The sequence below is a fragment of the Kitasatospora aureofaciens genome, assembly GCF_019192735.1.
GTDB lineage: Bacteria > Actinomycetota > Actinomycetes > Streptomycetales > Streptomycetaceae > Kitasatospora > Kitasatospora aureofaciens_A.
This window is the reverse complement of sequence record NZ_JAHTKP010000003.1, coordinates 1-23,057: the sequence shown is the minus strand read 5'-3', so window position 1 is coordinate 23,057 and position 23,057 is coordinate 1. Positions and strand designations below refer to the sequence as shown.

The window sequence follows — 23,057 nt, the reverse complement described above, 5'->3', positions numbered from 1 at the left end:
TTTCGCATGGAGTTCCGAGCAGGTTCGGGGGGGTCCGACATTGCGCGCCACACCCCCTCTGACCTGCGGCGGGGCCGGACCGCGTGGCGCGGCCCGGCCCCATATTTACGTACCGCTTACAGGCCGTGCGAGGCCCTACGCGCCGAAGCTCTTGCCCACCGGCTTGCCCTTGCCACCCTTGCCGACCAGGTGCGCCGGCAGCAGGTCCCGTGCCGGCTCGCGGTAGCCGACCGACACGATCCTGTCGCCCTCGAAGGTGAAGTTGGTCAGCGAGGCCAGCGAGCACTGCCGGCGGCGCGGGTCGTGCCAGAGCCGGCGGCGCTCGACGAACGAGCGGACGATCCAGATCGGCAGCTGGTGGCTGACGCAGACCGCCTCGTGCCCGCGCGCGGCGTCCCGGGCGGCGCCGAGCGCGCCCATCATCCGCACCACCTGGTCGAGGTAGGGCTCGCCCCAGGACGGCTTGAACGGGTTGGTGAGGTACTTCCAGTAGCCCGGGTTCTTCAGCGAGCCGTCGCCGACGCCGAAGGTCTTCCCCTGGAAGATGTTGTCCGCCTCGATCAGCCGCTCGTCCACCGCGATCTCCAGGCCGTGCGACTTGGCGATCGGCTCTGCGGTCTCCTGGGCCCGCTCCAGTGGGGAGGCCACCACGTGGGTGATGTCCCGGCCGGCCAGGTCCTCGGCCACCCGCTCGGCCATCTGCCGGCCGAGGTCGGACAGGCGGTAGCCCGGCAGGCGGCCGTACAGGATGCCCTCCGGGTTGTGCACCTCACCGTGCCGCATCAGGTGGACGACGGTGATCTCTTTGGCGCTCACTTCTCGGTACTCCTGCTGGCTCGGGGTGAACTTAGGACGTCGGGGCCGTGGCCGCGGCGGCCGCACGCGCGGCCGCCGGCAGAGCGGCGGCGATCCGCTCGATCGCCTTCCCGTCGTGGGCCGCCGAGACGAACCAGGACTCGAAGGCGGACGGCGGCAGGTAGACGCCCTCGGCGAGCATCGCGTGGAAGAAGGCGGTGAAACGGTACGCCTCCTGGGTCTTCGCCTCGTCGTAGTTGGTGACCGCGGCCTCGGTGAAGAACACCGAGAACATGTTCCCGGCGGTCTGCAGCCGGTGCGCCACGCCCTCCTTGGTGAGCGCCTCCGACACCAGGCCGGAGACCTCGGCGGCGACCCGGTCCACCGTCGCGTACACCTCGTCGGTGCAGCCGCGCAGCTGGGCCAGGCCCGCCGCGGTGGCGATCGGGTTCCCGGACAGGGTGCCCGCCTGGTAGACGGGGCCGGCGGGGGCCAGGTGCGCCATCACGTCGGCGCGGCCGCCGAAGGCCGCGGCCGGGAAGCCGCCGCCCATGACCTTGCCGAAGGTCAGCAGGTCCGGCCCCCAGCCCTCGTGCGCCGCCTCCAGGCCGTACCAGCCGGCCTTGGAGACGCGGAAGCCGGTCATCACCTCGTCCGAGATGAACAGCGCGCCGTTGTCCCGGCAGAGCCGGGCCAGGCCGGCGTTGAAGCCGGGCAGCGGCGGGACGACGCCCATGTTGCCGGGCGAGGCCTCGGTGATGACGCAGGCGATCTCGCCCGGGTGGGCGGCGAAGGCCTGCTCGACCGCGGCGAGGTCGTTGTACGGCAGCACGATGGTGTCGCCGGCCTGGGCGCCGGTGACGCCCGGGGTGTCCGGCAGGCCGAAGGTGGCCACGCCGGAACCGGCGGCGGCCAGCAGGGCGTCCACGTGACCGTGGTAGCAGCCCGCGAACTTCACGATCTTCGCCCGGCCGGTGAAGCCGCGGGCGAGCCGGATCGCGGACATGGTGGCCTCGGTGCCGGAGGAGACCAGGCGGACCTGCTCGACCGGGGCGACCCGGCCGACGATCTCCTCGGCCAGCTCGACCTCGCCCTGGCCGGGCGTGCCGAAGGAGGTGCCGAGGGCGACCGCCCGCTGCACCGCGTCGATCACCGCGGGGTACGCGTGGCCGAGGATCATCGGACCCCACGAGCACACCAGGTCGACGTACTCGCGGCCGTCGGCGTCGGTGAGGTAGGGACCGGTGCCGGACACCATGAAGCGCGGCGTGCCGCCGACCGCGCGGAAGGCGCGCACCGGGGAGTTGACGCCGCCGGGCGTGACGACCGAGGCGCGGTCGAAGAGCGACTGGGACTGGGGGGCTTCGTAGGGGTAGCTCACGGGAGACATGGTCTCAAATCGTGTCCTTGACCTCTGCATGTCGGACCCGATCATCTGGAACGATGATCCGGGCACCGTTGTCTGTACGGTTGTCCGTACAGAAGGGGCCGCTGACTGCTCCCGAGCGGGGACCAGTCAGACTGTGCACTCAGAGTGCGCAGGCGCTCCGGTTGTGTGCAGGGGTGTGGAGAGGACTGCCGTGTACCTCTAGTGGGTACGGCCCGCGAGTGGGTACGGCGGCGCATGACGGGTAAGGAGCACGTCCGGAGGGACGCCGGGCGTGCGGGGGTCTGTCGATTCCGGCGAATTCCGGTGAGGATGGTCCGAGTGTCCGAGGCGCAGGACGGTTACGACGAGGCCGCGGGAGGCTCCCGCAGGCCCGCCGAGACCGCACGCGGGGGTACGGGAGCGGGGACGGGTCGTGGTCGCCGCGGCGGCGAGAGGCGGGGTGAGGGACGCGTGGGGGTGACGTACAAGTACTTCGGCGCACCGGACCGCGCGACCGCCGCCAGAGTCCCCACCGCGCTCGGCCCCGGCGGACTCGGGCTGGACGCGGGCGAACTCGGCTCGCTGGGGCGCCTCGGCGACCTGATGGAGACCAGCGGGTCCCCCAACGGCCACCTCTCCACCAAGATCAAGCCGGAGACCATGAGCGCCATGGTCCTCACCGGCATCCAGGGCGTCCCGCTGCACCAGGTCCCGCCGCTGGAACTCGTCGTGCTGCACCCCGACTACGCCGTCGTCCAGCTCCCGCAGAACGTCGTCGAACCGCTCCGCAAGGCCGACGAGACCGAGCTCGGCGCCGCCGCCTTCATCTGGTCCACCGTCCCCGACCGCCGCGGTCCGCGTGACGCCTTCGTGATCTACAGCATGCTCCACGAATGGCAGGACTTCGCGAACCGGCTGCACGACGCCGGGCACCAGTTGTACTGCCTGGTGTGGCCGTAACAGAGGCACAGCGGGGGATTGTTGACAACGGATATGGCATCGGCCGCGGGCGAGCGAGCCCGCGGCCGGTTCAATGCCGCTCTTCCACTGCTGGGGGCGCCACCGACGAGTGCACCCGCCCGCACCACGGATGGTGTTCGGGATAGCCTCAACTGTCCTGCGATGAAGCCCTGTTGACGGTAGGTCGAGCACGCGGTTCGCGTCCGCAGGCAGCCGGGTGAGCAGCGCGAGCGCGGCTACCAGCAGCGTCAGACCGGCCAGCATGCCCTGGCTCGTGGCGACGGCGCAGAGCAGCGAGGCGGCGGTGAGTCTCCGGAGCAGATCCGGGGGCCGCGTCAGCCCCGGGCGCGGCGCGCGCGCCGGACCGTCCGCTCGCTCTCCACCGGCTCCGCCAGATGCCCGTCCACCAGCCGCGTCAGGGCCGACACGAACACGTCGCGCTCCGGTTCGGGCAGCGCCTCCAGCACCTCCCGGTGCACCCGGTCGGCGATCGCGGTGCCCTGCTCGACGGCGCGCTCGCCCGCCTCGGTGACCGAGATGATCCGGGCCCGGCGGTCGGCGGCGGACGGGCGGCGCTCGGCCAGGCCCGCCTTCTCCAGCTCGTCGACGGTGACCACCATGGTCGTCTTGTCCAGGTCGGACAGCTCGGCCAGCTGGATCTGGGTGCGCTCGGCCTCCTGCGCGTGGAACAGCACGCAGTATGCGCGGGGGGTGATCCCGAGCTCGGTGAAGGCCGACGCCATCCGGGTCGCCAGCACGTGGCTCGCGTGGTCCAGCAAGCCGGCGATGTCGGGGATCTGCCGCACGGGCGGGGTGGTCGTCATACGTCCGAGGTTAGCAACGTGCCGTCTGCTGGCGGATGATCCCGTTGCCAACCACCCGCGCGTCCCGGGCCTGGCCTACGGAAGGCGGGCCTACGGAATGCCCAGCTCGAACAGCGCGTACCCGGCGTACCAGCCCGCCGCGATGGCCGGCATCACGAACAGCCCGACCAGCGAGGAGGTCCGCACCCGGCGCAGCGCGACCGCCAGGCCGATGCAGAGCGGGAAGGCCGGCAGAAGGTAGCGCGAGATGTTGTCGAAGATCTGGTTGCTGCTCAGCGCGGTGAAGATGGTGAGCATCGTGTAGATCACCAGGACCAGTGGCGGCCGGAGCCGCAGCAGCAGTACCAGCAGGCCGGGCAGGGCGATCAGCAGCGCGATCGCGATCAGGTCGGGGGCGGGATTGGACTGCCAGAAGTTCCAGTGGCCGGTGACCACGTCGAGAATCGAGCGGAAGGTGGAGGCGCCCCAGTCGAAGTAGCGGTTCCAGGCGCCGCGCTGGAGCTTGAAGTAGCCGCCCCAGTCCCCCATCCGGTAGCCGACCCAGGCGACGTACCAGATCAGGCCCCACGGCGTGATCAGCATCGCGAACAGCGGGCGCTTGACGCCGTCGGTGCGCCGGATGAGCGCCACCAGGGCGGCTATCGAGACGGCGGCGATCAGGGCGGCGGCCGTCGGGCGGTTGAGGCCGGCGGCCAGGGTCAGCAGGCCGGCCGCCACCCAGCGGCGGGTCATGACGCAGTAGCAGGCCCAGGCGGACAGCGCGACGAACAGCGAGTCCGAGTAGACCGCCCACTCGACGCCCGAGCCCGGGAACAGGCCCCAGACCACCGCGGCGATCACGCCCGCCCGGAAGCCGCCGAGCCGCTCGGCGACCGCGAAGATGCCGGCCACCGCGACGAACGAGGCGAGCACCGAGACCACGATGCCAGAACCGTACGGGCCGAGTCCGGTGATCGCGCCGACCAGCCGCATCAGCCACGGGTAGAGCGGGAAGAAGGCGGCGGAGTTCTCGTAGTAGGTGGCCAGCGGGAAGCCGTGCACCGGGATCAGCTGGGGGTTGTAGCCGTTCTCGGCGATCCGCTGGTACCAGATGCCGTCCCAGGTGCCGAGCACGTCCCACGGCTGGGCGCCGCCGCCGCGGCCGGGGTCCTTCTTCAGGAAGTCCCCGGTGTGCGACAGCAGCATCATGAAGACGGTCAGGCCGGTGGCCTTGACCACCGCGTACGCGCCGAGCGCGGGCGCGAAGCGGTCCACCAGGGCACCGAACCGGCCCGGCGCCCGGGTCTGCTCCTCGTCGGGCCGCTCACTCGTCGGCCCGGGCGTCGGCGTGCCCGGTTCGGCGTTGGACGACTCGGTGCTCGATGCCGTGCTCATCTGCTCTGGCTCTCCCCGCCCGGCTGGTGGTCGGCGCGCCAACGAACGCGGCGGCGTCGTGTGAGCCTACGACACCGGCCCGAGCGGGCCCGGAGCGGCGGGGTCGCAAGCCCGTCGGCGCACCGGAACGGCGGGTCCGCCGCCGCCCTCGGCGGGGGCGGCGGCGGACCGGGGGCGGGGTGGCTCAGCCGTGGAGGGCTCAGCCGTGGAGCGCTCAGCCGTGGAGCGCTCAGCCGTGGAGCGCTCAGCCGTGGAGGTAGACGATGCCGAGCTTGGTGAGCTGCCAGAGCTGGTTGGCCGCGCCGGTGTCGGTGGCGAGCGCGACGAGGGGGTTGCCCTGGGCGTCGAGGCCGCCGCCGGCGGTGAGCACCTTGCTCTGGTCCTGCGAGTCGGCCACCGTGTAGCGGCCGCCGCCGGCCGGCTTGAACACCCAGTGCTGGTTGCCGCCGCCGTTGCAGCCCCACTGCTGGATCCGGGTGCCGACGGCGGTGGAGGTGGCGTCGGCGTCCAGGCACATGTTCCGGTTGCCGCTGAAGTCGAGCTCGTAGCTGCCGCCCGCCTTCACCTCCAGGACGAACGACTGGTTGAGCCCGCCGGTGGCCGGGTAGCTGATGGCGGCCCGGCCGTCGGTGGAGTCGCCGTAGGTGCCGCCGCCGCTGAGGTCGAGCGCATTGCCGGTGGCCGCGTTGGTGAGCTGGTACCAGGCGCCGTCCTCGGGGACGTCGCCGAACGGCTGTCCGGGGGTGAGGGGTTGGATGGACGTGGTGTTCTGCTGGTTGAGCGTGCAGTAGGCCTGCTGCTGGTCGGGCCGGGCGAAGAACTGGCCGAGGCAGACGCCCTCGCCGCGGTAGCCGGCCACCCGCAGGTGGTACGACTGGCGGACCATGTTCATGCACAGGCCGGGGATGCCGATCTGCGAGTCGCAGCCGTTGCGCGCCCACTCGGAGAGGTTGATGACGTCCCCGTTGCTGTACTCGTACGGCGAGCTGGTCCACTCGGCGCAGACCTCGTGCCCGAAGGCGACCCGCCGCTGGTCCAGGTACCGGACGCCGGGCACCTGTTCGGCCGCGCCGCGCAGCGCGTCGCTGAAGGTCGGCACCACCCAGTTGTGGCCCCAGGCCAGGTCCTCGGGGAAGGCCGGGCAGCCGTCGGCGATCTTGCCGAGGTAGTCGTTGCGCCGGATGTCCGGGGTGATCGGGTTGAAGTACGACTGGTAGACCAGCTGGTACGAGGAGTCCGCGTAGCCGGCCTTCCGCATGGTCTGCCGGATGTTCTGCAGCGCGGCGACGACCTTGGGCTGGACCCGCTTGGCGCGCTGGGCGATGTCGGCGCTGCCGATGGTGTCCCGGCAGCCCTGGCTCTTCGGGATCGGGAAGTACTGCGCGAGGCAGTGCATCATGATCCCGCTGAAGTCGAAGTCGTCGTTGGCGCCGATCGTGACGACGACCAGTTTGACGTCGTACTTGCCAGCCACCTCGGCGAGTTTGACGTCCTGTTTGGGCTCGCCGAAGTCGCCGCTGCCGGAGCCGGTGACCTTGGCCAGCTCCGGGTCGCTGACCAGGTCGCCGGTCTGGGCGCCGGAGCAGGCGAGGTCGATCGGGGTGACCCCGGGGATGTCGGTGACGAAGATCTCCGACTTCGGGTGCCGGTGGCAGTAGTTGGTAGGGGTGTCGGTCTCCGGGAAGTAGCCGTCGCCGGTGTCGGTGCCGGCGCCCTCGCCGGAGATGGCGCTGTCGCCGAGGGCGACGATCGCGGCCGGGCGGGCGCTGCCGGAGGCGGGGGCGGTGTCGGCGAGGGCGGTGGGAGCACCTGCCAGGCCGAGGGTGGCGACGAGGGCGCCGGTGGCGAGCAGCGCGCCGTACGGGGAGCGGCGCGCCACCGTCCGGGGTCGTCTCGCCGCAGACAGTCGTGACCTGATCACACGCGTCTCCTTGCGGGGGTGGGGGGCCGCCCGGCTTGGGGTGCCGAGCGACGCGGAGCAAGAAAGGTGAGCAGGTCTCATATTCTAGGTACTGACAAGTAACGCAACAAGGCTTGTGACAGCACCGGACGTTGACGCTCCGGCAGCCGGCCGAGCGCCCCCGGACATGCCGAAAGCCGCCGTCCCGCACCCCAGGAGGGAAGCGCGGAGCGGCGGCTCGTACCGGCCGAACCGGACGCGGGCTCAGCCCAGGTTGGCGCAGTGGTTGCCGAACGCCGGGTTCAGCAGGCCGACAACGTCGACGGAGTTGCCGCACAGGTTGACCGGGATGTGCACGGGGATCTGGACCTGGTTGCCGGAGATGACACCGGGGGAACCCGCGGCGACACCCTCGGCGCCGGAGCTGGCCATCGCGGAACCGGCGCCGGCGGCCACGATTCCCACCACGGCGGCACCGACGGCGGCCGTCTTCTTGATGCTCATTCGAGCCTCCTGACTGTTCAACCTGTTCAACAGGGATGCACGGGGAGTGCGACATCTAGAACGAGACCCACCCGACCCGGTTGCGACACCGTGCCCACTGTCACCCGACCGGGCTAACAGCGACGGTGACGGGCATTCGGGTGATCAGCGGACCGGACCGTTTCCCCTCGGCCCCTGCCTCGTTCTCTCAGGCGGAACACGCTTCACCCGGCCCCCTACACACGAATCGAGTCACCGCCCATGCGCAAGCTCGCCCACGGCGTCGTCGGCACCGCGGCCACCGCCGCCCTGCTCGCCGCCGGCGCAGGCGCCGCGTCCGCCCACCACCTGCACGGCGCGTCCGCCGAGGGTGTCGCGGCCGGCTCGGCCGGCGTCGTCTCGGGCAACTCCGTGCAGATCCCCCTGCACATCCCGGTCAACCTGTGCGGCAACTCGGTCGATGTGATCGGCGCCCTGAACCCGGCGTTCGGCAACCACTGCCTGAACGCCTGACCGGGAATTCCTCCTGGTCGCGCCTTTACCCGAACCGTTCCCGGCCGTGCGGGAATTGTTCGCGAGGCGCTGCAACGCGGCGGCCGCGTCGACGCCCGAGCCATGGGCGGAACACGCCGGTGTTACGCCGCCGGAGTGACAATCACGGCAATCCCAGAAGCCAGCGGGTGAGTATTCCTGCTCGCCCGGCTCCCGACATTTCCCATCCGTCGGGCAGAAAACGGAGGAAAGAACATGCGTAACCTCAAGAAGGCCGCCGCCCTGTCGCTGGCCGCCACCGGCCTGGTCGTCGGCGCGGCCGGCGGCGCGTTCGCCAGCTCCGGCGCCGAGGGCGTGGCCGCCGGCTCGCCCGGCGTGCTCTCCGGCAATCAGCTCCAGATTCCGGTGCACATCCCGATCAACATCTGCGGCAACACCGTCAACGTGATCGGCCTGCTGAACCCGGCGTTCGGCAACCAGTGCGCCAACCTGGGCTGAACCGGCTGTCGCCGCACCGGCGACCGCTGATTTACCGAGCCCGTGCCGCGCCCCGCACGACCGGAGTGCGGCACGCTCCACCCGTGTGTGATCGAGGAGATCAACCCCCATGCAGAACGTGAAGAAGGTCGCCGTCCTCTCCGCCGCCGCCGCCGGCCTGGTGCTCGGCGCGGCGGGCTCCGCCGCCGCCAGCTCCGGCGCCGAGGGCGTGGCCGCCGGCTCCCCCGGCGTCATCTCCGGCAACCAGATCCAGGTGCCGGTGCACATCCCGATCAACCTGTGCGGCAACTCCGTCAACGTGATCGGCGCCCTGAACCCGGCGTTCGGCAACAGCTGCGCCAACGTGGACATGCACCCGAAGCCCGCGGACGACTGCTGATCCCCGATCGGCACGCGTTCCGGCCGAACTGCCCCCCGACCAGCCCGGCCGGGGGGCAGTTCGGCATCCCCGGACGGCGGGTGGCCGGCCGGGACCCCGATCCACCGAAGGGTGATTCCGCATGGTTTCGAAGAAGACCGGGGCCGGCCTCGCCGCCGCCGTCGGAGCCGCGATGCTGCTCGGCGCAGGCTCGGCGCAGGCCGCCACCACCGCACACCCGGCACCCCAGGGCGGCCCGGCCACGCTGGCGAAGACCGACGTGGGCCAGGCGCTGAACGGGACGACCTCCGGCCTCGGCTACGGCATCGCGCCGGTCAAGAGCCTGCGCCTGGACCCGTGGGCGAACTCCTCCGCCGACGTGCTCAACAACGGCGCGACCGTCCAGCCCGACCAGGGTGTGGCACCGGTCGGCACCGGCACGCTGACCGGCCCGCTGAGCGCCGGCGGCGGCGTCAAGGACCTCCCGCTGGTCGGCGGCCTGACGGGCGCCCTGCCCGGCTGAGCCGCGAAGCGCGCGAGAGAGCCCGGCACCCCCGCCGCGAACGGGGTGCCGGGCTCTCGCGGGTGTGGGCTCAGAGCTGCGTCAGGTCCGTCAGCCCGGTCTGCTGCACCACGCCGGTGGTGGTGGCCGTGGTGGTCGTGGCCAGGTCGCTCACCTCGTCGGTGACCGAGATCCGGTGGTGCTCGTCGCCGAGGGTCGCCGTGGCGCCCGGCACCGCCTGCACCGCGCCGGTGACCAGCCGCGGGTCGATCTCGTCCACCTTCAGCCGGCCGTCGGCCAGCTGGCCGGTGCCGTCCTGGGCGAGCGAGAGCGGCTTGCCGAGCGCGAGGCCGGGGGTGTCGGTGTGCAGCGGGGCGGCCGGGGCCTCAAGCAGCACCTTGCCGACGTCGGCGCCCTGGTCCACCAGCGGGACCGGCAGGTCGGCCTTGGCGCTCGGGCCCACCTTGCCGGTGCGCAGCTCGGGGATGAGCCGGTCCGGGATCAGCTCGGTGCTGGTGGTACGGCCCGGCGCGGGCGGCATGACCAGCGAGGTCGGGATGCCGGCCGTGAGGTGGCTGCCCAGCGGGGTGAGCGGCACGTCCGCCGGGACCTGCTGGGTGGCCAGCTTGTCCTCCAGGGCCCCGACCTGGTCGGGGCTGACCGAGGCCGCGGAGGCCGGTCCCTGGGAGGCGAGCATGCCCGCACCGACCGCCAGCAGCATCGCGCCGGCCCGCTTGGAGAACTTCATGCTTTTCACCGTTCTGCCTGTCCGTACTGGAGATCTCTGGGAGGAGCGGCTGCGACGCAGCCGGAAAGCAATCTGCCAACGAGTGACCGGGAGTACGGATTGCGGCGGTTAACCGGTTCGGCCTAATAATCCCATCGGAAACCACTCCCGGACGCGCCTCCCGGACTCTTTTCAAAAATCCCCGTAACCTTCCGTGCCGTCATTCTTTGATCTGGACGTCAGTGACTGCAGACCGGGTCTGAGCGTTCTACGCGTTGTACGCACGGAAACCAGAGAGCATTTCAGAGAGGGATCTCCCCATGATCCAGAAGTCCTTCGCCGCCGCCGGCCTGGCCATCGCCGCGCTGGCCGCCGCCGCCGCGCCGGCCACCGCCATCGGTGACGCGGACGGCGCCGCCGCCTCCATCGAGGGCAACGGCGGCACCAACTTCACCGGCACCGTCGGCAACAACAGCCCGAACTTCCACTTCCTGGACAACGCGAACATCTGCCTCCCCGAGGTCCACAACATCGCCGTGGGCGTCCTCGGTGTGGCCGTCCCGGTCGAGGTGCCGATCGCCAACAGCGGTGGCAAGCAGTACTGCACCCAGGGCCAGGGCACCCAGAGCCACGGCGACGGGGGCGTCTCCCACCTCGTCGGCTGACGCTCCCCCACAGCCGCACTCCCCCAGCACCACTCCCTGAACCACCCTCGAATCGCTCCCCGATTCACCCCTTGAGAGGAAAACCGGAAATGATCAAGAAGTCCCTCGCCGCCGCCGGCCTGGCCGCCGCCGCCATCGCGATGTCCGCGGGCTCGGCCTCCGCCATCGCCGACTCGGACGGCGCCGCCACCTCGGTCCAGGGCAACGGTGGCACCAACCAGACCGGCACCCACGGCAACGCCAGCCCGAACTTCCACACCCTGGACAACGCGAACGTCTGCCTGCCGGAGGTCCACAACATCGCCGTCGCCGTCATCGGCGTCGCGGTTCCGGTCGAGGTGCCCGTCCTGAACAGCACCCCGAAGCAGATCTGCAACGTCGGCCAGAACACCCAGTCCTCGGGCGACGCGGGTGTCTCGCACCTGATCGGCTGATCCAGGGGCATGGGACCGACGGAGGGCCCGGGGAGGAAGGTCTCCCCGGGCCCTCCGGGCTGTACGGACGAGTGTCCGGCCGGGCCGCCGAACGGGTGCGGCCCGGTCGGGTGATCACGCGCCGGTCGCGTGATCACGTGTCAGAGGCAGAGCGCCCGCCGAGGCGCTCCCGAAGAGAGGGCAGAACCATGAAGAGCAAGCTGGCCAAGGCCGCGCTGACCGCCACCGCCGCGCTGGCGCTCGCGGGTGCCGCCACCCCGGCGTTCGCGCACGTCGGCGTGGCGGGCGGCACCGAGTTCGTCGCCTCGGCCGACCAGCCGTTCGCGGCCCAGCAGTGGGCGGGCGTCGCCCACACGTCGCACATCCTCACCGGCGGCCAGGGCTGGGGCGCCGCCACCGACGAGGACGTGGCCGGCGGCGCGAAGGGCTTCGCCCACCTCAACGGCTGGCGGTAGGCGGACGACGAAGGCCGGGCCCCTCCTCGCGGGAGGGGCCCGGCCTTCTGCCGTGCGGCGGACGCTACTTGAGCATCGCGGCGGCCTCGACCGCCCAGTAGGTGAGGATCTGCCCGGCCCCGGCCCGGCGGATCGAGGTGAGCGTCTCCATGATCATCCGCTCCCGGTCGATCCAGCCGTTCGCCGCCGCGGCCTCGACCATCGCGTACTCCCCGGACACCTGGTACGCCGCGACCGGCACCGGCGAGGCGTCGGCGACCTGGCGCAGGATGTCCAGGTAGGCCATGGCCGGCTTCACCATCACCAGGTCCGCGCCCTCGGCCACGTCCTGCTGGAGCTCGCGCAGCGCCTCGCGGGCGTTCGCCGGGTCCTGCTGGTAGGTCTTGCGGTCGCCCTTGAGCGAGGAGCCGACCGCCTCGCGGAACGGGCCGTAGAACGCCGAGGCGTACTTGGCGGTGTAGGCGAGGATGCCCACGTCCTGGTGCCCGGCCTCGTCCAGCGCCCGGCGGACCACCGCGATCTGGCCGTCCATCATCCCGGACGGGCCGACCAGGTGGACGCCGGCGTCGGCCTGCACCCGGGCCATCTCGGCGTAGCGCTCCAGGGTGGCGTCGTTGTCCACGCTGCCGTCGGCGGCCAGCACGCCGCAGTGGCCGTGGTCGGTGTACTCGTCCAGGCACAGGTCCGACATGACCACCAGGGCGTCGCCCACCTCGGCGACGACGTCCCGGATCGCCTGCTGGAGGATGCCGTCCGGGTTGGTGCCCTCGCTGCCGATCGCGTCCTGCTTCGCCGGCACGCCGAACAGCATGACGCCGCCGAGGCCCGCCTCCGCGGCCTCGACCACGGCCTTGCGCAGGGTGTCCCGGGTGTGCTGGAGCACGCCCGGCATCGACGTCACCGGGACCGGCGCGCTGACGCCCTCGCGGACGAACAGCGGCAGGATCAGCTCCGCCGGGTGCAGCCGGGTCTCGGCGACCAGGCGGCGCATCGCCGGGCTCTGGCGCAGCCGGCGGGGACGAACGTACGGGAATTCAGCGGACACGGCTTCTCTCTCCGAACGGTTGTGCAGCGCCGGGGGCGACGGATCGCCGCCCCCGGGTCCCGACAGGGTGTCAGCGGGCCTTGCGGCGCGAGCCCGGACGGCGCTCGCTGGGCCGGTAGACCGGCTCACCGGCGGCCGTCGCGGCGTCGCGGCGCCTGGCCCCGAAGTCTGCCAGCGCCTGGGCCAGCGCCGCCGCCGACGGGGCCGGGGCCATCACGTCGACCCGCAGTCCGTGCTCCTCGGCGGTCTTGGCGGTGGCCGGGCCGATGCAGGCGATGACCGTGACGTTGTGCGGCTTGCCGGCGATGCCGACCAGGTTGCGCACGGTCGAGGACGAGGTGAAGAGCACCGCGTCGAAGCCGCCGCCCTTGATCGCCTCGCGGGTCTCGGCCGGCGGCGGCGAGGCGCGCACCGTCCGGTACGCCGTCACGTCGTCGACCTCCCAACCCAGCTCGACCAGGCCGGCCACCAGGGTCTCGGTGGCGATGTCGGCGCGCGGCAGCAGCACCCGGTCGATCGGGTCGAACACCGGGTCGTACGGCGGCCAGTCCTCCAGCAGCCCGGCCGCGGACTGCTCGCCGGAGGGCACCAGGTCCGGCTTCACGCCGAAGTCCACCAGGGCCTGCGCGGTGGTCTCGCCGACCGCCGCGACCTTGATCCCGGCGAACGCGCGGGCGTCCAGGCCGTACTCCTCGAACTTCTCCCGGACCGCGCGGACGGCGTTCACCGAGGTGAAGGCGATCCACTCGTAGCGGCCGGTGACCAGGCCCTTGATGGCCCGCTCCATCTGCTGCGGGGTGCGCGGCGGCTCGACCGCGATGGTCGGCACCTCCTGCGGCACCGCGCCGTACGAGCGCAGCTGCTCGGACAGGCCGGTGGCCTGCTCCTTGGTGCGCGGGACGAGCACGTTCCAGCCGAACAGCGGCTTGGTCTCGAACCAGGAGTGCGAGGAGCGGTGGGCGACCTGCTCGCCCACCACGGCTATCACCGAGGTGGCCGGGTCCACCGGGGCGGAGACCGGCGAGGGCAGCACCCGGGCCACCTTCAGGTCGGCCGCGATGGTGGCCAGGGTGGCGGTGAAGGTGCGCTGGCGGGTGGTGGTGCCGGACAGCGTCGCGCTCAGCGCCGACTCCGGCTTACGGCCGTTGGAGACCAGCGCGTTGGCGGTGGCCGGTAGCTGGCCCAGGGTCGTACGGACCACCAGGGTGGTCTCCGGCGCGCCCAGGTCCACCGGGCTGCCGGCCAGCAGCGCGGCGCCGTCGACGAAGCGGACGTCGGTGCCGGCCGCGCCGCGCAGCGGGACACCCGCGTACGCCGGCACGCCCACCGACTGGGCGACGCCCGGGATCACCTCGAACGGGATCCCGCCGCCCGCGCAGCTGAGCATCTCCTCGGCTGCGCAGCCGTCCAGGCCCGGGTCGCCGTCGACGGTCCGGACCACGTGCTTGCCGGCCCGCACGGCCTCGGCGACCAGCCTGGCCAGGTCGAAGTCGGTGCCCTCGGCGGCCGGGGTGTGCACCTGCACGCCGGCCGGGCAGTGGCTGCGCACGGCGGCGGCGGTCAGCGGGTCGGCGACCAGGACGTCGGCCGAGGACAGCACCTCGACCGCGCGCAGGGTCAGCAGCCCCGGGTCCCCGGGGCCCGCGCCCAGGAAGGTGCACCGGCCGGCGGCGGCCGGCCCGCCCGGGAAGGGGCTGTCGCCCGGGAACGGGCTGTCGGTGGCGGCGGTGGGGCTCATCGGGCTCGCTCCCCCATCAGGGCGGCCGCGCCCGCGTCGAGCAGCCGGGCGGCCAGCGCGCGGCCGAGGGCCGCCGCCTGCTGCTCGGCGGTCTCGTCGAGGACGATCGGACCGTTGGCGGACATCTTCAGCAGGGTGGCGCCGTCGGGGGTGCCGACCACGCCCTCCAGCTGCAGTTCGTACGAATGGCCCCAGGTGGCCAGCGCGGCCACCGGCGCCGAGCAGCCGGCCTCCAGGGTGGCCAGCAGCGCGCGCTCGGCGGCCACCGCGACCCGCGTGGGGGCGTGGTCGAGGGCGCCGAGTGCGGCGGTCAGCTCCGTGTTGGCGGTGGTGCACTCGATCGCGAGCGCGCCCTGGCCGGGGGCCGGGATCATCAGCTCGGTGTCGAGGTGCTGGGAGATCTCGGCGCTGCGGCCGAGCCGGTTCAGGCCGGCCGTGGCCAGCACCACCGCGTCCAGCTCGCCACTGGTCACGAAGCCGATCCGGGTGTCCACGTTGCCGCGGATCGCGACGGTCTCCAGGGCGGCGCCGCGGGCGGCGGCCCAGGCGTTCAGCTGGGCCATCCGGCGCGGCGAGCCGGTGCCGATCCGGGCCGGACGACCGGCGCCGGCCAGCTTCTCCACCAGCTCGTCGAGGGTCAGGCCCTCGCGGACGACCAGGGCGTCCCGGACGTCCTCGCGCTCCGGGACGGCGGCCAGCACCAGGCCCTCGGGGGCGGCGGTCGGCAGGTCCTTCAGCGAGTGCACGGCGAAGTCGATCCGGCCCTCCAGCAGTGCGTCCCGCAGCGCGGAGACGAACACGCCGGTGCCGCCGATCTGGGCCAGCGCCTCCCGGGAGGTGTCGCCGTAGGTGGTGATCTCGACCAGCTCGACGGGGCGCCCGGTGAGCCTGGTCACCTCGCGGGCGACCATGCCCGACTGGGCCATGGCGAGCGCGCTGCGCCGGGTGCCGAGCCGCAGGGCGGTGGCGGCCGGAGCCTGCTCCGTGATCGGTTGACCATTCATGAGGTGATCGTCCCGGTGGTACTCGTGGGATGGCTGACGGTTCATCCGGCGCTCCCGCCGGAGGGCTGGGGCCGGCCGCCGACGGGCGTGCCCGACACGGCGTGCACAGCCGCCGGGTCGAGGTCGAACAGCTCGCGCAGGGCGTCCGCGTAGGAGGCGCCGCCGGGCTCGGCGGCGAGCTGCTTCACCCGCACGGTCGGCGCGTGCAGCAGCTTGTCGACGACGCGGCGGACGGTCTGGGTGATCTCGGCGCGGGAGCGCTCGTCCAGGTCGGGCAGCCGGGAGTCCAGCCGGCCGAGCTCGGCGGCGACCACGTCGGAGGCCATCGCCCGCAGCGCCACGACGGTCGGCGCGATCCGGGCGGCCCGCTGGGCGGCGCCGAACGCGGCGACCTCGTCGGCGACGATCCGGGTGACCGCGTCCACGTCCCCGGCGCCGGGGGTGGCGGCGTGCGCGTGGGAGAGGCTCTCCAGGTCGACCAGCAGGGCGCCGGGCAGCTCGTGCACGGCGTGGTCGACGTCGCGCGGCATGGCCAGGTCGAGCAGGGCGAGCGGGCGGTCGGACGTCCTCACGGCGACCGCGGCGGCGACGTCCTCGGCCCGGATCACCACACCGGCCGCGCCGGTGCAGGAGATCACCAGGTCGACGTCGGCCAGCGCCTCCGGCACCTTGGCCAGGTCGAGGGTGCGGGCCACCTCGGGGCCGAGGATCTCGACCAGGCGCTCGGCGCGCGCGGGCGTCCGGTTGGCGACCAGCAGGTCGGTGACCCCGGAGCGGACCAGGGTGGCGGCGGCCAGCGAGCTCATCGAGCCGGCGCCGACCACCAGGGCCCGCTTGCCGGCGATCTCGCCCGCCCCGGCCGCGACCTGCTCCAGGCCGAAGGTCACCAGCGACTGGCCGGCCTTGTCGATGCCGGTCTCGCTGTGCGCCCGCTTGCCGACCCGCAGCGCCTGCTGGAACAGCTCGTTCAGGCCGCGCCCGGCGGTGTGCTCCTCCTGGGCCTTGGCCAGCGCGTCGCGCAGCTGGCCGAGGATCTGGCCCTCGCCGACGACCATCGAGTCCAGGCCGCAGGCCACCGAGAACAGGTGGTGGACGGCGCGGTCCTCGTAGTGGACGTACAGGTGGGAGGTCAGCTCCTCCAGGTCCACCCCGCTGTGGTGGGCCAGCAGCAGCGACAGCTCGGCGACGCCGGCGTGGAACTTGTCCACGTCCGCGTACAGCTCGATCCGGTTGCAGGTGTTGAGCAGCGCGGCCTCGGCGACGGTCGCGGTGGCCGCCGCGTCGTGCAGCAGTCGGGTCGGGACGTCACCGGTCAGCGCGGCGCGCTCCAGCACGCCGACCGGGGCCGTGCGATGGCTCAGTCCTACGACGAGAAGACTCACGCCCGCCCCCTGGTGCCACAGATCTCTGTGTTCATGCGAACCACACCGTTCATGCGGGCATCACCGCGGAGAGATCGCCCTCGCCGCCCTTGGCGGTCTTGCCCTTGGCCTGCTCGGCCTGGTCCTTGGCCGCGGTCTCGGCGGCGGCGCGGCCCTTGCCGCTGCCGCCGGCCGCGCGGCGCAGCTTGGCGGCCGCCGCCCGGACCGGGCCCGGGGCGCGGTCCAGCACCGACTCGGTGCGGTCGGGCTCCTCGCCGGCCTTGCGCTGCTCGTGGAAGGCCAGGATCTGCAGCTCGATGGAGAGGTCCACCTTGCGCACGTCCACGCCGTCCGGGACGGTCAGCACGGTCGGGGCGAAGTTGAGGATGCTGGTGACGCCGGCCTCGACCAGGCGGTCGCACACCTGCTGGGCGGCGCCGGGCGGGGTCGTGATGACGCCGATCGAGACGTGCTGGCTCTCGACGATCGACTCCAGCTCGTCCATGTGCCGCACCGGCAGGCCGGCCGCGCTGCTGCCGACCACGTTGGGGTCGGCGTCCAGCAGGGCGGCGACCCGGAAGCCACGGGACGCGAAGCCGCCGTAGTTGGCGAGGGCGTGGCCGAGGTTCCCGATGCCGACGATGACGACCGGCCAGTCCTGGGTCAGGCCGAGTTCGCGGGAGATCTGGTAGACGAGGTACTCGACGTCGTAGCCGACGCCGCGGGTGCCGTAGGAGCCGAGGTAGGAGAAGTCCTTGCGCAGCTTGGCCGAGTTCACGCCGGCCGCGGCGGCCAGTTCCTCGGAGGAGACGGTCGGCACCGAGCGCTCGGAGAGCGCGGTGAGCGCCCGCAGGTAGAGGGGGAGGCGGGCGACGGTCGCCTCCGGGATGCCCCGGGCACGCGAGGGTCGGCGCGCGGCGCCCTGGTCGGGCGTCTGCGAACTGCTCTGTGGTGATCGGCCGATTGCCACGGTGCTCCTGTGGGTGAAGCTGGGCTTTGACTGCCAGGCTATGCGTTTGTGAACGTGTGCACAAAGATGGTGTCCGTTTTGTCCCCGCACAGTGATGCGCATCACGCCGTGGACCCCATAGCACCGCGGTCCGACAGCACCACGGCCGGGGCGGGCACCCCGGGCAGCCACGGGCCGGACGGCGCCTCCCGGCGCAGCAGCGGGACGGGCGCCCCGGACGGGCGGGAGCGGGCCCGGCCCAGCCGCGGCCACGGCACCCGGGCCGCCTCGCGCAGGGGGACCGCCCAGTCGTCCGGCGGGCAGGACGGGGCGCCGACGCAGTGGCGCAGCAGCTCGGCGGTCACCCGGGCGTCGCCCAGCGCGGTGTGCGCCGGGTACCAGCCGAGGCCGGCCGCCTCCACGCAGGCCGCCAGGCCGTGGCCGCGGGCCTCCGGCAGGTGGGCGCGGGCCAGCCCCATCGTGCACAGCAGCGGGACGGGCGGCAGCGGGACCCCGATCCGGGCGAACTCGCGGTCCAGGAAGGCGTGGTCGCAGCTGACGTGGTGCCCCACCAGCACCCGGCCGGCCAGCAGTTCCAGCAGCCGCGGCGCGATCTCCCGGAAGCGCGGGGCGCCCTCCACGTCCGCCTGGCGTATTCGGTGGACGTGGGTCGGGCCGACCGGGCCCAGCGGGTCGAGCAGGGTGGCGAACTCCGTCTCCGGGCGCAGCTCCTCGTCCAGCAGCACCACCGCGATCTCGACCACCCGGTGCCGCCACGGGCTGCGGCCGGTCGCCTCCACGTCCACCACCGCGAAGCCCCGGGACCCCTCGGGGGCGACGGGCATCCCAGGGGTCGAGCCGGGAAGCATGGCGGCACTCCTCGCGTGCTCAGCCCCCCATGGGCGCAAACGAGTTCGATCGTAAGCCGACGAACACGCCCCGACCCACGCCGAACCGGAGTGTCTTTGGCAACGATTCGGCGAAGCGCCCCCGCCGGTCGACGGGGGTCCCGGAGGTCCTCAGGCGCCCAGCCCGGCGCGCAGGCGGCGCTCGTCGACCCGCCAGAAGTCGTGCTGGCGGCCGTCGATCAGGGTGACCGGGATCTGCTCCCAGTACCGGCGGTACAGCTCCTCGTCCTGGGTGATGTCCTTCTCCTCGAAGGTCGCGCCCAGCTCGCCCGTGACCCGGACGATCACCTCCCGGGCGTCGTCACACAGGTGGCAGCCCGGCTTGCCGACCAGGGTCACGGTACGGTCCGCCGGCGCGGGCTTGGGGCTCTTGTCACGTCGCAGCAGTGGGCTCACCCGGCCATTGTGCGCCCCTCTCACGCGCACCTCTCGCACGCAGCTTTCACCGGCACCTTTCGCCCGGGAGCGGGCACCGCGGGGAGGGGCCCGGGCTGCCCGGTGTTCACCGCACGGGCACGCCGCCGTCACGGCCGCTCCGCGCCCGGCTGGCTATGCTCGGTGGCATGGCCGTGCTCCGAAGGCTCACCCACGCAAGGCGCTCCACCACCGAGCGGACCGCCCTGGCGGGCGAGGCCGCGGCCGAGGCGGCGGAGGCGGCCCTGCACGCCGAGCCGGCACCGGACACCACGCCCGGGAGCACCGTCGCGGAAGCCCCGGCAGCGGCCCCGGGCAAGCCCGGGAAAGCCCCCAAGGCCCCGGCCGGGAACCACACCCCCGAGCCGGACGACCCGCACGCCGCCGCCTTCTTCGACTGCGACAACACCATCCTGCGCGGCGCCGCCATCTTCTACCTCGGCGTCGGCCTCTACCGGCGCGGCTTCCTCACCCGCCGCGACATCGCCCGCTTCGCCTGGCAGCAGGCCTGGTTCCGGCTGCACGGCGCCGAGGACCCGGACCACATCTCCGACGCGCAGCACACCGCACTCGGCCTGGTGGCCGGCAAGCGGACCGCCGACCTGGAGGCGCTCTGCGAGGAGGTCTTCGAGGAGGTCGTCGCCGACAAGATCTGGCCCGGCACCCGCGCCCTGGTCCAGATGCACCTGGACGCCGGCCAGCGGGTCTGGCTGGTCACCGCCGCCCCGCTGGAGGTGGCCCAGGTGATCGCCCACCGGCTCGGCATGACCGGCGCGCTAGGCACCGTCGCCGAGGCCGAGGACGGGCTCTACACCGGCCGGCTGGTCGGCGAGCTGCTGCACGGCCCCGCCAAGGCGGCGGCGGTGCGCGCGCTGGCCCGCCGGGAGCGGCTGGACCTCGACCGCTGCGCCGCGTACAGCGACTCGGCCAACGACATCCCGATGCTCTCGCTGGTCGGCCACCCGTACGTGGTGAACCCGGACGGCGCGCTGCGCCGGCACGCCCGCGCCCAGGGCTGGCGAGTGCGGGACTTCCGGACCGGGCGGAAGGCGGCCCGGGTAGGGCTGCCGGCCGCGGCGGCACTCGGCGTGCTCGCGGGCGCAGCAGCGGCCGGGGTCGCCCTGCACCGGCGCCGCCGCTGCGTCTGACGCGCCGTTCCGGACCCGCCGAACTTCCCCGGGCGGCGCTCCCCTTCACGGGTGACCAGCCGTCAACACCACCCCTGACCTGGCCCCTCGTACGGGCGAACTGCCGCTCGCCGTACGGCCATCCGGACCCCGTGTCCGAACCTGCCACCCGGCGACCGGTTCTGATCGTTCGCCAGGCCGGGAAAGTCTGCGATTACGAGGCCCCAAGGCTGGGAAACCGCCCGCCGGACCGCCGAATTGGTCACCCTGGGCGCCCGTTCGGTCACGTTGGGCCGGATGAACGATGACACGATCGGTCAGTGTCAGCCGAATATGCACCCGGAATGGATCCCATCCGACCACTTCGACCACACGGTGTAGCTGTCATTGCACAAAGCGTTATTCTCTCCTGGATGCACGTCACCCACGCGCCTCGCCCGAACGGGCTGCGGGGGCGTGCTCTCCGCGCAGGCGGAGGTGATCCGTCCACAGTTCTGCCTCTGGGAGTCCCGTGTACCCACCCGTCCGGAACGACGCGCCTGCACCCTCCCGCCCGTCGTCCGCGCCCCTGCGCTCCCGCACCGGCCTCCGCGGTCGGCCGGTCACCGCCCGGCAGATCTCCACCGGCCTGGAGCTGTTGCGCAGCCTGCTGCTCAGCCAGCTCGCCGCCTCACCCCAACTCGTCCCGGCCGGCGTGCCGTTCGGGCACGCCCACGCCGCCGGACTGGCGCTGCGCACCACCGCGGCCGGCTCGGCCGGCACCGGCTCCCGCACCCGCACCGGCACCACCGGCGTGGGCCGCAGCCGGGCCCGCACCGCGCCCAGCCCGGGCTACGAGACCGAGCACAACCCGATCATGGAGCTCGTCGAGCGGGCCCAGGCAGGCGAGAGCGAGGCCTTCGGCGGGCTCTACGACCACTACGCGGACACCGTCTACCGGTACATCTACTACCGGGTCGGCAGCCGGGCCACCGCCGAGGACCTCACCAGTGAGACGTTCCTGCGCGCGCTGCGCCGGATCGGCACCTTCACCTGGCAGGGCCGGGACTTCGGCGCCTGGCTGGTGACCATCGCCCGCAACCTGGTCGCCGACCACTTCAAGTCCAGCCGCTTCCGGCTGGAGGTCACCACCGGCGAGATGCTCGACTCCAACGAGTGCGAGCGCAGCCCGGAGGAGTCGGTGCTGGAGTCGCTCTCCAACGCGGCCCTGCTGGACGCGGTACGACGGCTCAACCCGCAGCAGCAGGAGTGCGTCACGCTCCGCTTCCTGCAGGGGCTCTCGGTGGCCGAGACCGCGCGGATCATGGGCAAGAACGAGGGCGCCATCAAGACGCTGCAGTACCGCGCGGTCCGCACCCTGGCCCGCCTGCTGCCGCCCGACGCGCGGTGAAGCGGCCGAAGAGCGAGGCTTCCCGGGGCCCACAGGGCTCCCGGGGCTCCGACGGGGAGATACGCGGTCGGGCCAGATCCGGCGGGCCGTCACCATCGGTGGCGGCCCGACACGTCCGGGTGAACGGACGGTCCGATGATCAGCCGTGCGTAACCGACCGCCCGCGCCGCTCGTTTGCCAGCGTGCAAGCCTCCACCAGGCGTACGGTCAAGCCGAATTGCGACCTGTCACCCGATGGAGTGGCTTTGGCCCGCCGAGGCAACCGTCCGGCAGGCCGGGCTGTCGACTACGACGAAGGGAGGTGTGGCCCGTGACGGCAAACGTGCTGGAGCACCGACGGGCGAAGGCCTTCGCCGAGGCGCTGGAGGCCCGCCAGGCAGAGCAACGCGGCGCGGCCGACGCCGAATCGGCCAACACCAGTGCCACCGGCCAGAATTCGACCGCGACCGGCGAACTGCTCGATCTGGCGGGCGCGCTGGGCGCGCTGCCCGGTCCGGCGCTCGACCCGGAGGTCAGGACCGTCCAACGCGCCCAGCTGATGGCCGCGTTCGAGCAGGCCTTCGCGGGCGGACCGGGCGCCACGGTGCCCCGCCAGCGCCGGCACCGGGCGATCCGGACCGCGCCACGCGGACGCTGGAGCCGCCGCTTCGCGATCGGCGGACTGGTCGCCGGGCTCGCCGTCGGCAGCCTCGCGGGCGCCGCCGCCGCCAGCACCAGCGCCCTTCCGGGGGACACGCTGTACGGCATGAAGCGCGGCCTCGAAGGGCTCCGGCTCGACCTCGCGGGCTCCGACTCCGAGCGCGGCCAGCTGCTGCTCGACAACGCCGCCACCCGGCTCGGCGAGGCCAAGACCCTGGTCGGCCGCACCGACACGGTCGGCTCGCTCACCCCGGGCACCGTCGAGCAGGTCCGCCGCGCGCTGGACGACATGCACACCGACGCCCTCAAGGGCCGCGAGCTGCTGCGCTCGGTCTACCGCAGCAACGGCTCGCTCGACCCGGTGCGCACCCTGGCCGGCTTCGCCCACGAGGAGGACGGCCGCTGGACCGAGCTGGAGGGCAAGCTGCCGGTCCAACTCACGGAGCAGGCCCACCTGGTGAACCAGCTCTTCGACGACATAAACGAGGACGCCGCGCCCCTGCGGCTGGTCCAGCCCCCCGCCAAGAGCGGTGGACCGGCCGGCACCGGGGCGAGCGGCGACACGGCCGGCCGGGCCGGCGACGGCGCCCGCGCCGACACCCCGGCGGGCGGCACCGGCACGGGCGCCGCACCGGCCCAGGGCGGC

The 23,057-nt window shown here is 72.9% G+C and carries 25 protein-coding genes; 11 read left to right on the top strand and 14 right to left on the bottom strand.

Going from position 1 to position 23,057, the window contains the following annotated elements; translation table 11 throughout:
- Positions 1-135: 135 nt before the first annotated feature.
- Together KV557_RS04090 and hemL are read right to left on the bottom strand one after the other, a co-directional pair.
- Positions 136-783: a histidine phosphatase family protein gene (locus KV557_RS04090; RefSeq protein ID WP_218198589.1), complete on the bottom strand. Its 648-nt coding sequence runs from the start codon at positions 781-783 to the stop codon at positions 136-138.
- A gap of 64 nt (positions 784-847) precedes the next feature.
- Positions 848-2,185 carry a glutamate-1-semialdehyde 2,1-aminomutase gene (hemL, locus tag KV557_RS04085; RefSeq protein ID WP_218198243.1) on the bottom strand — a complete coding sequence of 446 codons (1,338 nt, stop codon included), beginning with the start codon at positions 2,183-2,185 and terminating at the stop codon, positions 848-850.
- 456 nt (positions 2,186-2,641) lie between these two features.
- Between hemL and KV557_RS04080 the strand changes: the two genes are divergently transcribed.
- Positions 2,642-3,124: a hypothetical protein gene (locus tag KV557_RS04080; RefSeq protein ID WP_327678121.1), complete on the top strand. Its 483-nt coding sequence runs from the start codon at positions 2,642-2,644 to the stop codon at positions 3,122-3,124.
- A gap of 335 nt (positions 3,125-3,459) precedes the next feature.
- Here the strand turns inward: KV557_RS04080 and KV557_RS04075 are convergent, their stop codons facing one another.
- From KV557_RS04075 to KV557_RS04060, 4 genes are all read right to left on the bottom strand, one after another.
- Positions 3,460-3,948, bottom strand: a complete 489-nt coding sequence (locus KV557_RS04075; RefSeq protein ID WP_218198241.1) for a MarR family winged helix-turn-helix transcriptional regulator — start codon at positions 3,946-3,948, stop codon at positions 3,460-3,462.
- A gap of 90 nt (positions 3,949-4,038) precedes the next feature.
- The gene (locus KV557_RS04070) at positions 4,039-5,322 is read right to left on the bottom strand and encodes a glycosyltransferase family 39 protein (RefSeq protein WP_218198240.1); all 1,284 of its coding nucleotides are present in this window, start codon (positions 5,320-5,322) and stop codon (positions 4,039-4,041) included.
- A 244-nt stretch (positions 5,323-5,566) separates the two neighbouring features.
- Positions 5,567-7,243: an RICIN domain-containing protein gene (locus KV557_RS04065; RefSeq protein ID WP_308129761.1), complete on the bottom strand. Its 1,677-nt coding sequence runs from the start codon at positions 7,241-7,243 to the stop codon at positions 5,567-5,569.
- Between the two features lie 243 nt (positions 7,244-7,486).
- Entirely contained in the window at positions 7,487-7,726 is a 240-nt protein-coding gene (locus KV557_RS04060; protein WP_218198238.1) for a chaplin, read from the bottom strand.
- Between the two features lie 240 nt (positions 7,727-7,966).
- Between KV557_RS04060 and KV557_RS04055 the strand changes: the two genes are divergently transcribed.
- From KV557_RS04055 to KV557_RS04040, 4 genes are all read left to right on the top strand, one after another.
- Positions 7,967-8,218, top strand: coding sequence for a chaplin (locus KV557_RS04055; protein WP_218198237.1), 252 nt, complete (start codon positions 7,967-7,969; stop codon positions 8,216-8,218).
- 234 nt (positions 8,219-8,452) lie between these two features.
- Entirely contained in the window at positions 8,453-8,695 is a 243-nt protein-coding gene (locus KV557_RS04050; RefSeq protein ID WP_218198236.1) for a chaplin, read from the top strand.
- A 109-nt stretch (positions 8,696-8,804) separates the two neighbouring features.
- A complete protein-coding gene (locus tag KV557_RS04045) occupies positions 8,805-9,074 on the top strand; it encodes a chaplin (RefSeq protein WP_218198235.1) in 270 nt (89 codons plus the stop codon).
- Positions 9,075-9,195: 121 nt separating this feature from the next.
- Complete coding sequence (locus KV557_RS04040; RefSeq protein ID WP_218198234.1) at positions 9,196-9,576, top strand: hypothetical protein; 381 nt, start codon at positions 9,196-9,198, stop codon at positions 9,574-9,576.
- 70 nt (positions 9,577-9,646) lie between these two features.
- Here the strand turns inward: KV557_RS04040 and KV557_RS04035 are convergent, their stop codons facing one another.
- Positions 9,647-10,303: a hypothetical protein gene (locus KV557_RS04035; RefSeq protein WP_218198233.1), complete on the bottom strand. Its 657-nt coding sequence runs from the start codon at positions 10,301-10,303 to the stop codon at positions 9,647-9,649.
- Positions 10,304-10,602: 299 nt separating this feature from the next.
- On the opposite strand from KV557_RS04035, the gene KV557_RS04030 reads away from it, so the two are divergent.
- From KV557_RS04030 to KV557_RS04020, 3 genes are all read left to right on the top strand, one after another.
- Complete coding sequence (locus KV557_RS04030) at positions 10,603-10,947, top strand: rodlet layer protein (RefSeq protein ID WP_218198232.1); 345 nt, start codon at positions 10,603-10,605, stop codon at positions 10,945-10,947.
- Positions 10,948-11,036: 89 nt separating this feature from the next.
- Positions 11,037-11,381 (top strand): rodlet layer protein, encoded by a 345-nt coding sequence (locus KV557_RS04025; RefSeq protein ID WP_218198231.1) that lies wholly within the window; start codon positions 11,037-11,039, stop codon positions 11,379-11,381.
- A 188-nt stretch (positions 11,382-11,569) separates the two neighbouring features.
- Complete coding sequence (locus KV557_RS04020) at positions 11,570-11,836, top strand: hypothetical protein (protein ID WP_218198230.1); 267 nt, start codon at positions 11,570-11,572, stop codon at positions 11,834-11,836.
- Positions 11,837-11,900: 64 nt separating this feature from the next.
- Here the strand turns inward: KV557_RS04020 and hemB are convergent, their stop codons facing one another.
- From hemB to KV557_RS03985, 7 genes are all read right to left on the bottom strand, one after another.
- Positions 11,901-12,881, bottom strand: coding sequence for a porphobilinogen synthase (gene hemB / locus KV557_RS04015; protein WP_218198229.1), 981 nt, complete (start codon positions 12,879-12,881; stop codon positions 11,901-11,903).
- Between the two features lie 70 nt (positions 12,882-12,951).
- Complete coding sequence (locus tag KV557_RS04010; protein ID WP_256176931.1) at positions 12,952-14,619, bottom strand: bifunctional uroporphyrinogen-III C-methyltransferase/uroporphyrinogen-III synthase; 1,668 nt, start codon at positions 14,617-14,619, stop codon at positions 12,952-12,954.
- Positions 14,616-15,623 (bottom strand): hydroxymethylbilane synthase, encoded by a 1,008-nt coding sequence (gene hemC, locus KV557_RS04005; RefSeq protein WP_218198228.1) that lies wholly within the window; start codon positions 15,621-15,623, stop codon positions 14,616-14,618. Before hemC ends, KV557_RS04010 begins: the two co-directional genes overlap by 4 nt.
- A 41-nt stretch (positions 15,624-15,664) precedes the next feature.
- On the bottom strand, positions 15,665-17,005 hold the full coding sequence (locus tag KV557_RS04000) for a glutamyl-tRNA reductase (RefSeq protein WP_218198227.1): 1,341 nt from the start codon (positions 17,003-17,005) through the stop codon (positions 15,665-15,667).
- Between the two features lie 49 nt (positions 17,006-17,054).
- Positions 17,055-17,954 (bottom strand): redox-sensing transcriptional repressor Rex, encoded by a 900-nt coding sequence (locus tag KV557_RS03995; protein WP_218198226.1) that lies wholly within the window; start codon positions 17,952-17,954, stop codon positions 17,055-17,057.
- Between the two features lie 101 nt (positions 17,955-18,055).
- Positions 18,056-18,802, bottom strand: a complete 747-nt coding sequence (locus tag KV557_RS03990) for a 3'-5' exonuclease (RefSeq protein ID WP_256176930.1) — start codon at positions 18,800-18,802, stop codon at positions 18,056-18,058.
- A 150-nt stretch (positions 18,803-18,952) separates the two neighbouring features.
- A complete protein-coding gene (locus tag KV557_RS03985) occupies positions 18,953-19,237 on the bottom strand; it encodes a glutaredoxin family protein (RefSeq protein WP_218198225.1) in 285 nt (94 codons plus the stop codon).
- 167 nt (positions 19,238-19,404) lie between these two features.
- Between KV557_RS03985 and KV557_RS03980 the strand changes: the two genes are divergently transcribed.
- The 3 genes from KV557_RS03980 to KV557_RS03970 all read left to right on the top strand — a co-directional run.
- Entirely contained in the window at positions 19,405-20,403 is a 999-nt protein-coding gene (locus KV557_RS03980; protein WP_218198224.1) for an HAD family hydrolase, read from the top strand.
- Between the two features lie 595 nt (positions 20,404-20,998).
- Positions 20,999-21,772, top strand: a complete 774-nt coding sequence (locus KV557_RS03975) for an ECF subfamily RNA polymerase sigma factor, BldN family (protein WP_374106595.1) — start codon at positions 20,999-21,001, stop codon at positions 21,770-21,772.
- Between the two features lie 310 nt (positions 21,773-22,082).
- The coding region (locus KV557_RS03970) for a DUF5667 domain-containing protein (RefSeq protein WP_218198223.1) at positions 22,083-23,057 on the top strand (975 nt) is incomplete at its 3' end.

Excerpts from the sequence above, each read along its gene's own strand:
- KV557_RS04010 (WP_256176931.1), bottom strand. The coding sequence starts at position 14,619 with ATGAGCCCCACCGCCGCCACCGACAGCCCGTTCCCGGGCGACAGCCCC.
- KV557_RS04055 (WP_218198237.1), top strand. The coding sequence starts at position 7,967 with ATGCGCAAGCTCGCCCACGGCGTCGTCGGCACCGCGGCCACCGCCGCC.
- KV557_RS03980 (WP_218198224.1), top strand. The coding sequence starts at position 19,405 with ATGGCCGTGCTCCGAAGGCTCACCCACGCAAGGCGCTCCACCACCGAG.
- KV557_RS04035 (WP_218198233.1), bottom strand. The coding sequence starts at position 10,303 with ATGAAGTTCTCCAAGCGGGCCGGCGCGATGCTGCTGGCGGTCGGTGCG.
- KV557_RS04070 (WP_218198240.1), bottom strand. The coding sequence starts at position 5,322 with ATGAGCACGGCATCGAGCACCGAGTCGTCCAACGCCGAACCGGGCACG.
- hemL (WP_218198243.1), bottom strand. The coding sequence starts at position 2,185 with ATGTCTCCCGTGAGCTACCCCTACGAAGCCCCCCAGTCCCAGTCGCTC.
- KV557_RS04045 (WP_218198235.1), top strand. The coding sequence starts at position 8,805 with ATGCAGAACGTGAAGAAGGTCGCCGTCCTCTCCGCCGCCGCCGCCGGC.
- KV557_RS04090 (WP_218198589.1), bottom strand. The coding sequence starts at position 783 with ATGCGGCACGGTGAGGTGCACAACCCGGAGGGCATCCTGTACGGCCGC.
- KV557_RS04060 (WP_218198238.1), bottom strand. The coding sequence starts at position 7,726 with ATGAGCATCAAGAAGACGGCCGCCGTCGGTGCCGCCGTGGTGGGAATC.
- KV557_RS04075 (WP_218198241.1), bottom strand. The coding sequence starts at position 3,948 with ATGACGACCACCCCGCCCGTGCGGCAGATCCCCGACATCGCCGGCTTG.
- KV557_RS04020 (WP_218198230.1), top strand. The coding sequence starts at position 11,570 with ATGAAGAGCAAGCTGGCCAAGGCCGCGCTGACCGCCACCGCCGCGCTG.
- KV557_RS04030 (WP_218198232.1), top strand. The coding sequence starts at position 10,603 with ATGATCCAGAAGTCCTTCGCCGCCGCCGGCCTGGCCATCGCCGCGCTG.
- KV557_RS04040 (WP_218198234.1), top strand. The coding sequence starts at position 9,196 with ATGGTTTCGAAGAAGACCGGGGCCGGCCTCGCCGCCGCCGTCGGAGCC.
- hemC (WP_218198228.1), bottom strand. The coding sequence starts at position 15,623 with ATGAATGGTCAACCGATCACGGAGCAGGCTCCGGCCGCCACCGCCCTG.
- KV557_RS03990 (WP_256176930.1), bottom strand. The coding sequence starts at position 18,802 with ATGCTTCCCGGCTCGACCCCTGGGATGCCCGTCGCCCCCGAGGGGTCC.
- KV557_RS04050 (WP_218198236.1), top strand. The coding sequence starts at position 8,453 with ATGCGTAACCTCAAGAAGGCCGCCGCCCTGTCGCTGGCCGCCACCGGC.
- KV557_RS04025 (WP_218198231.1), top strand. The coding sequence starts at position 11,037 with ATGATCAAGAAGTCCCTCGCCGCCGCCGGCCTGGCCGCCGCCGCCATC.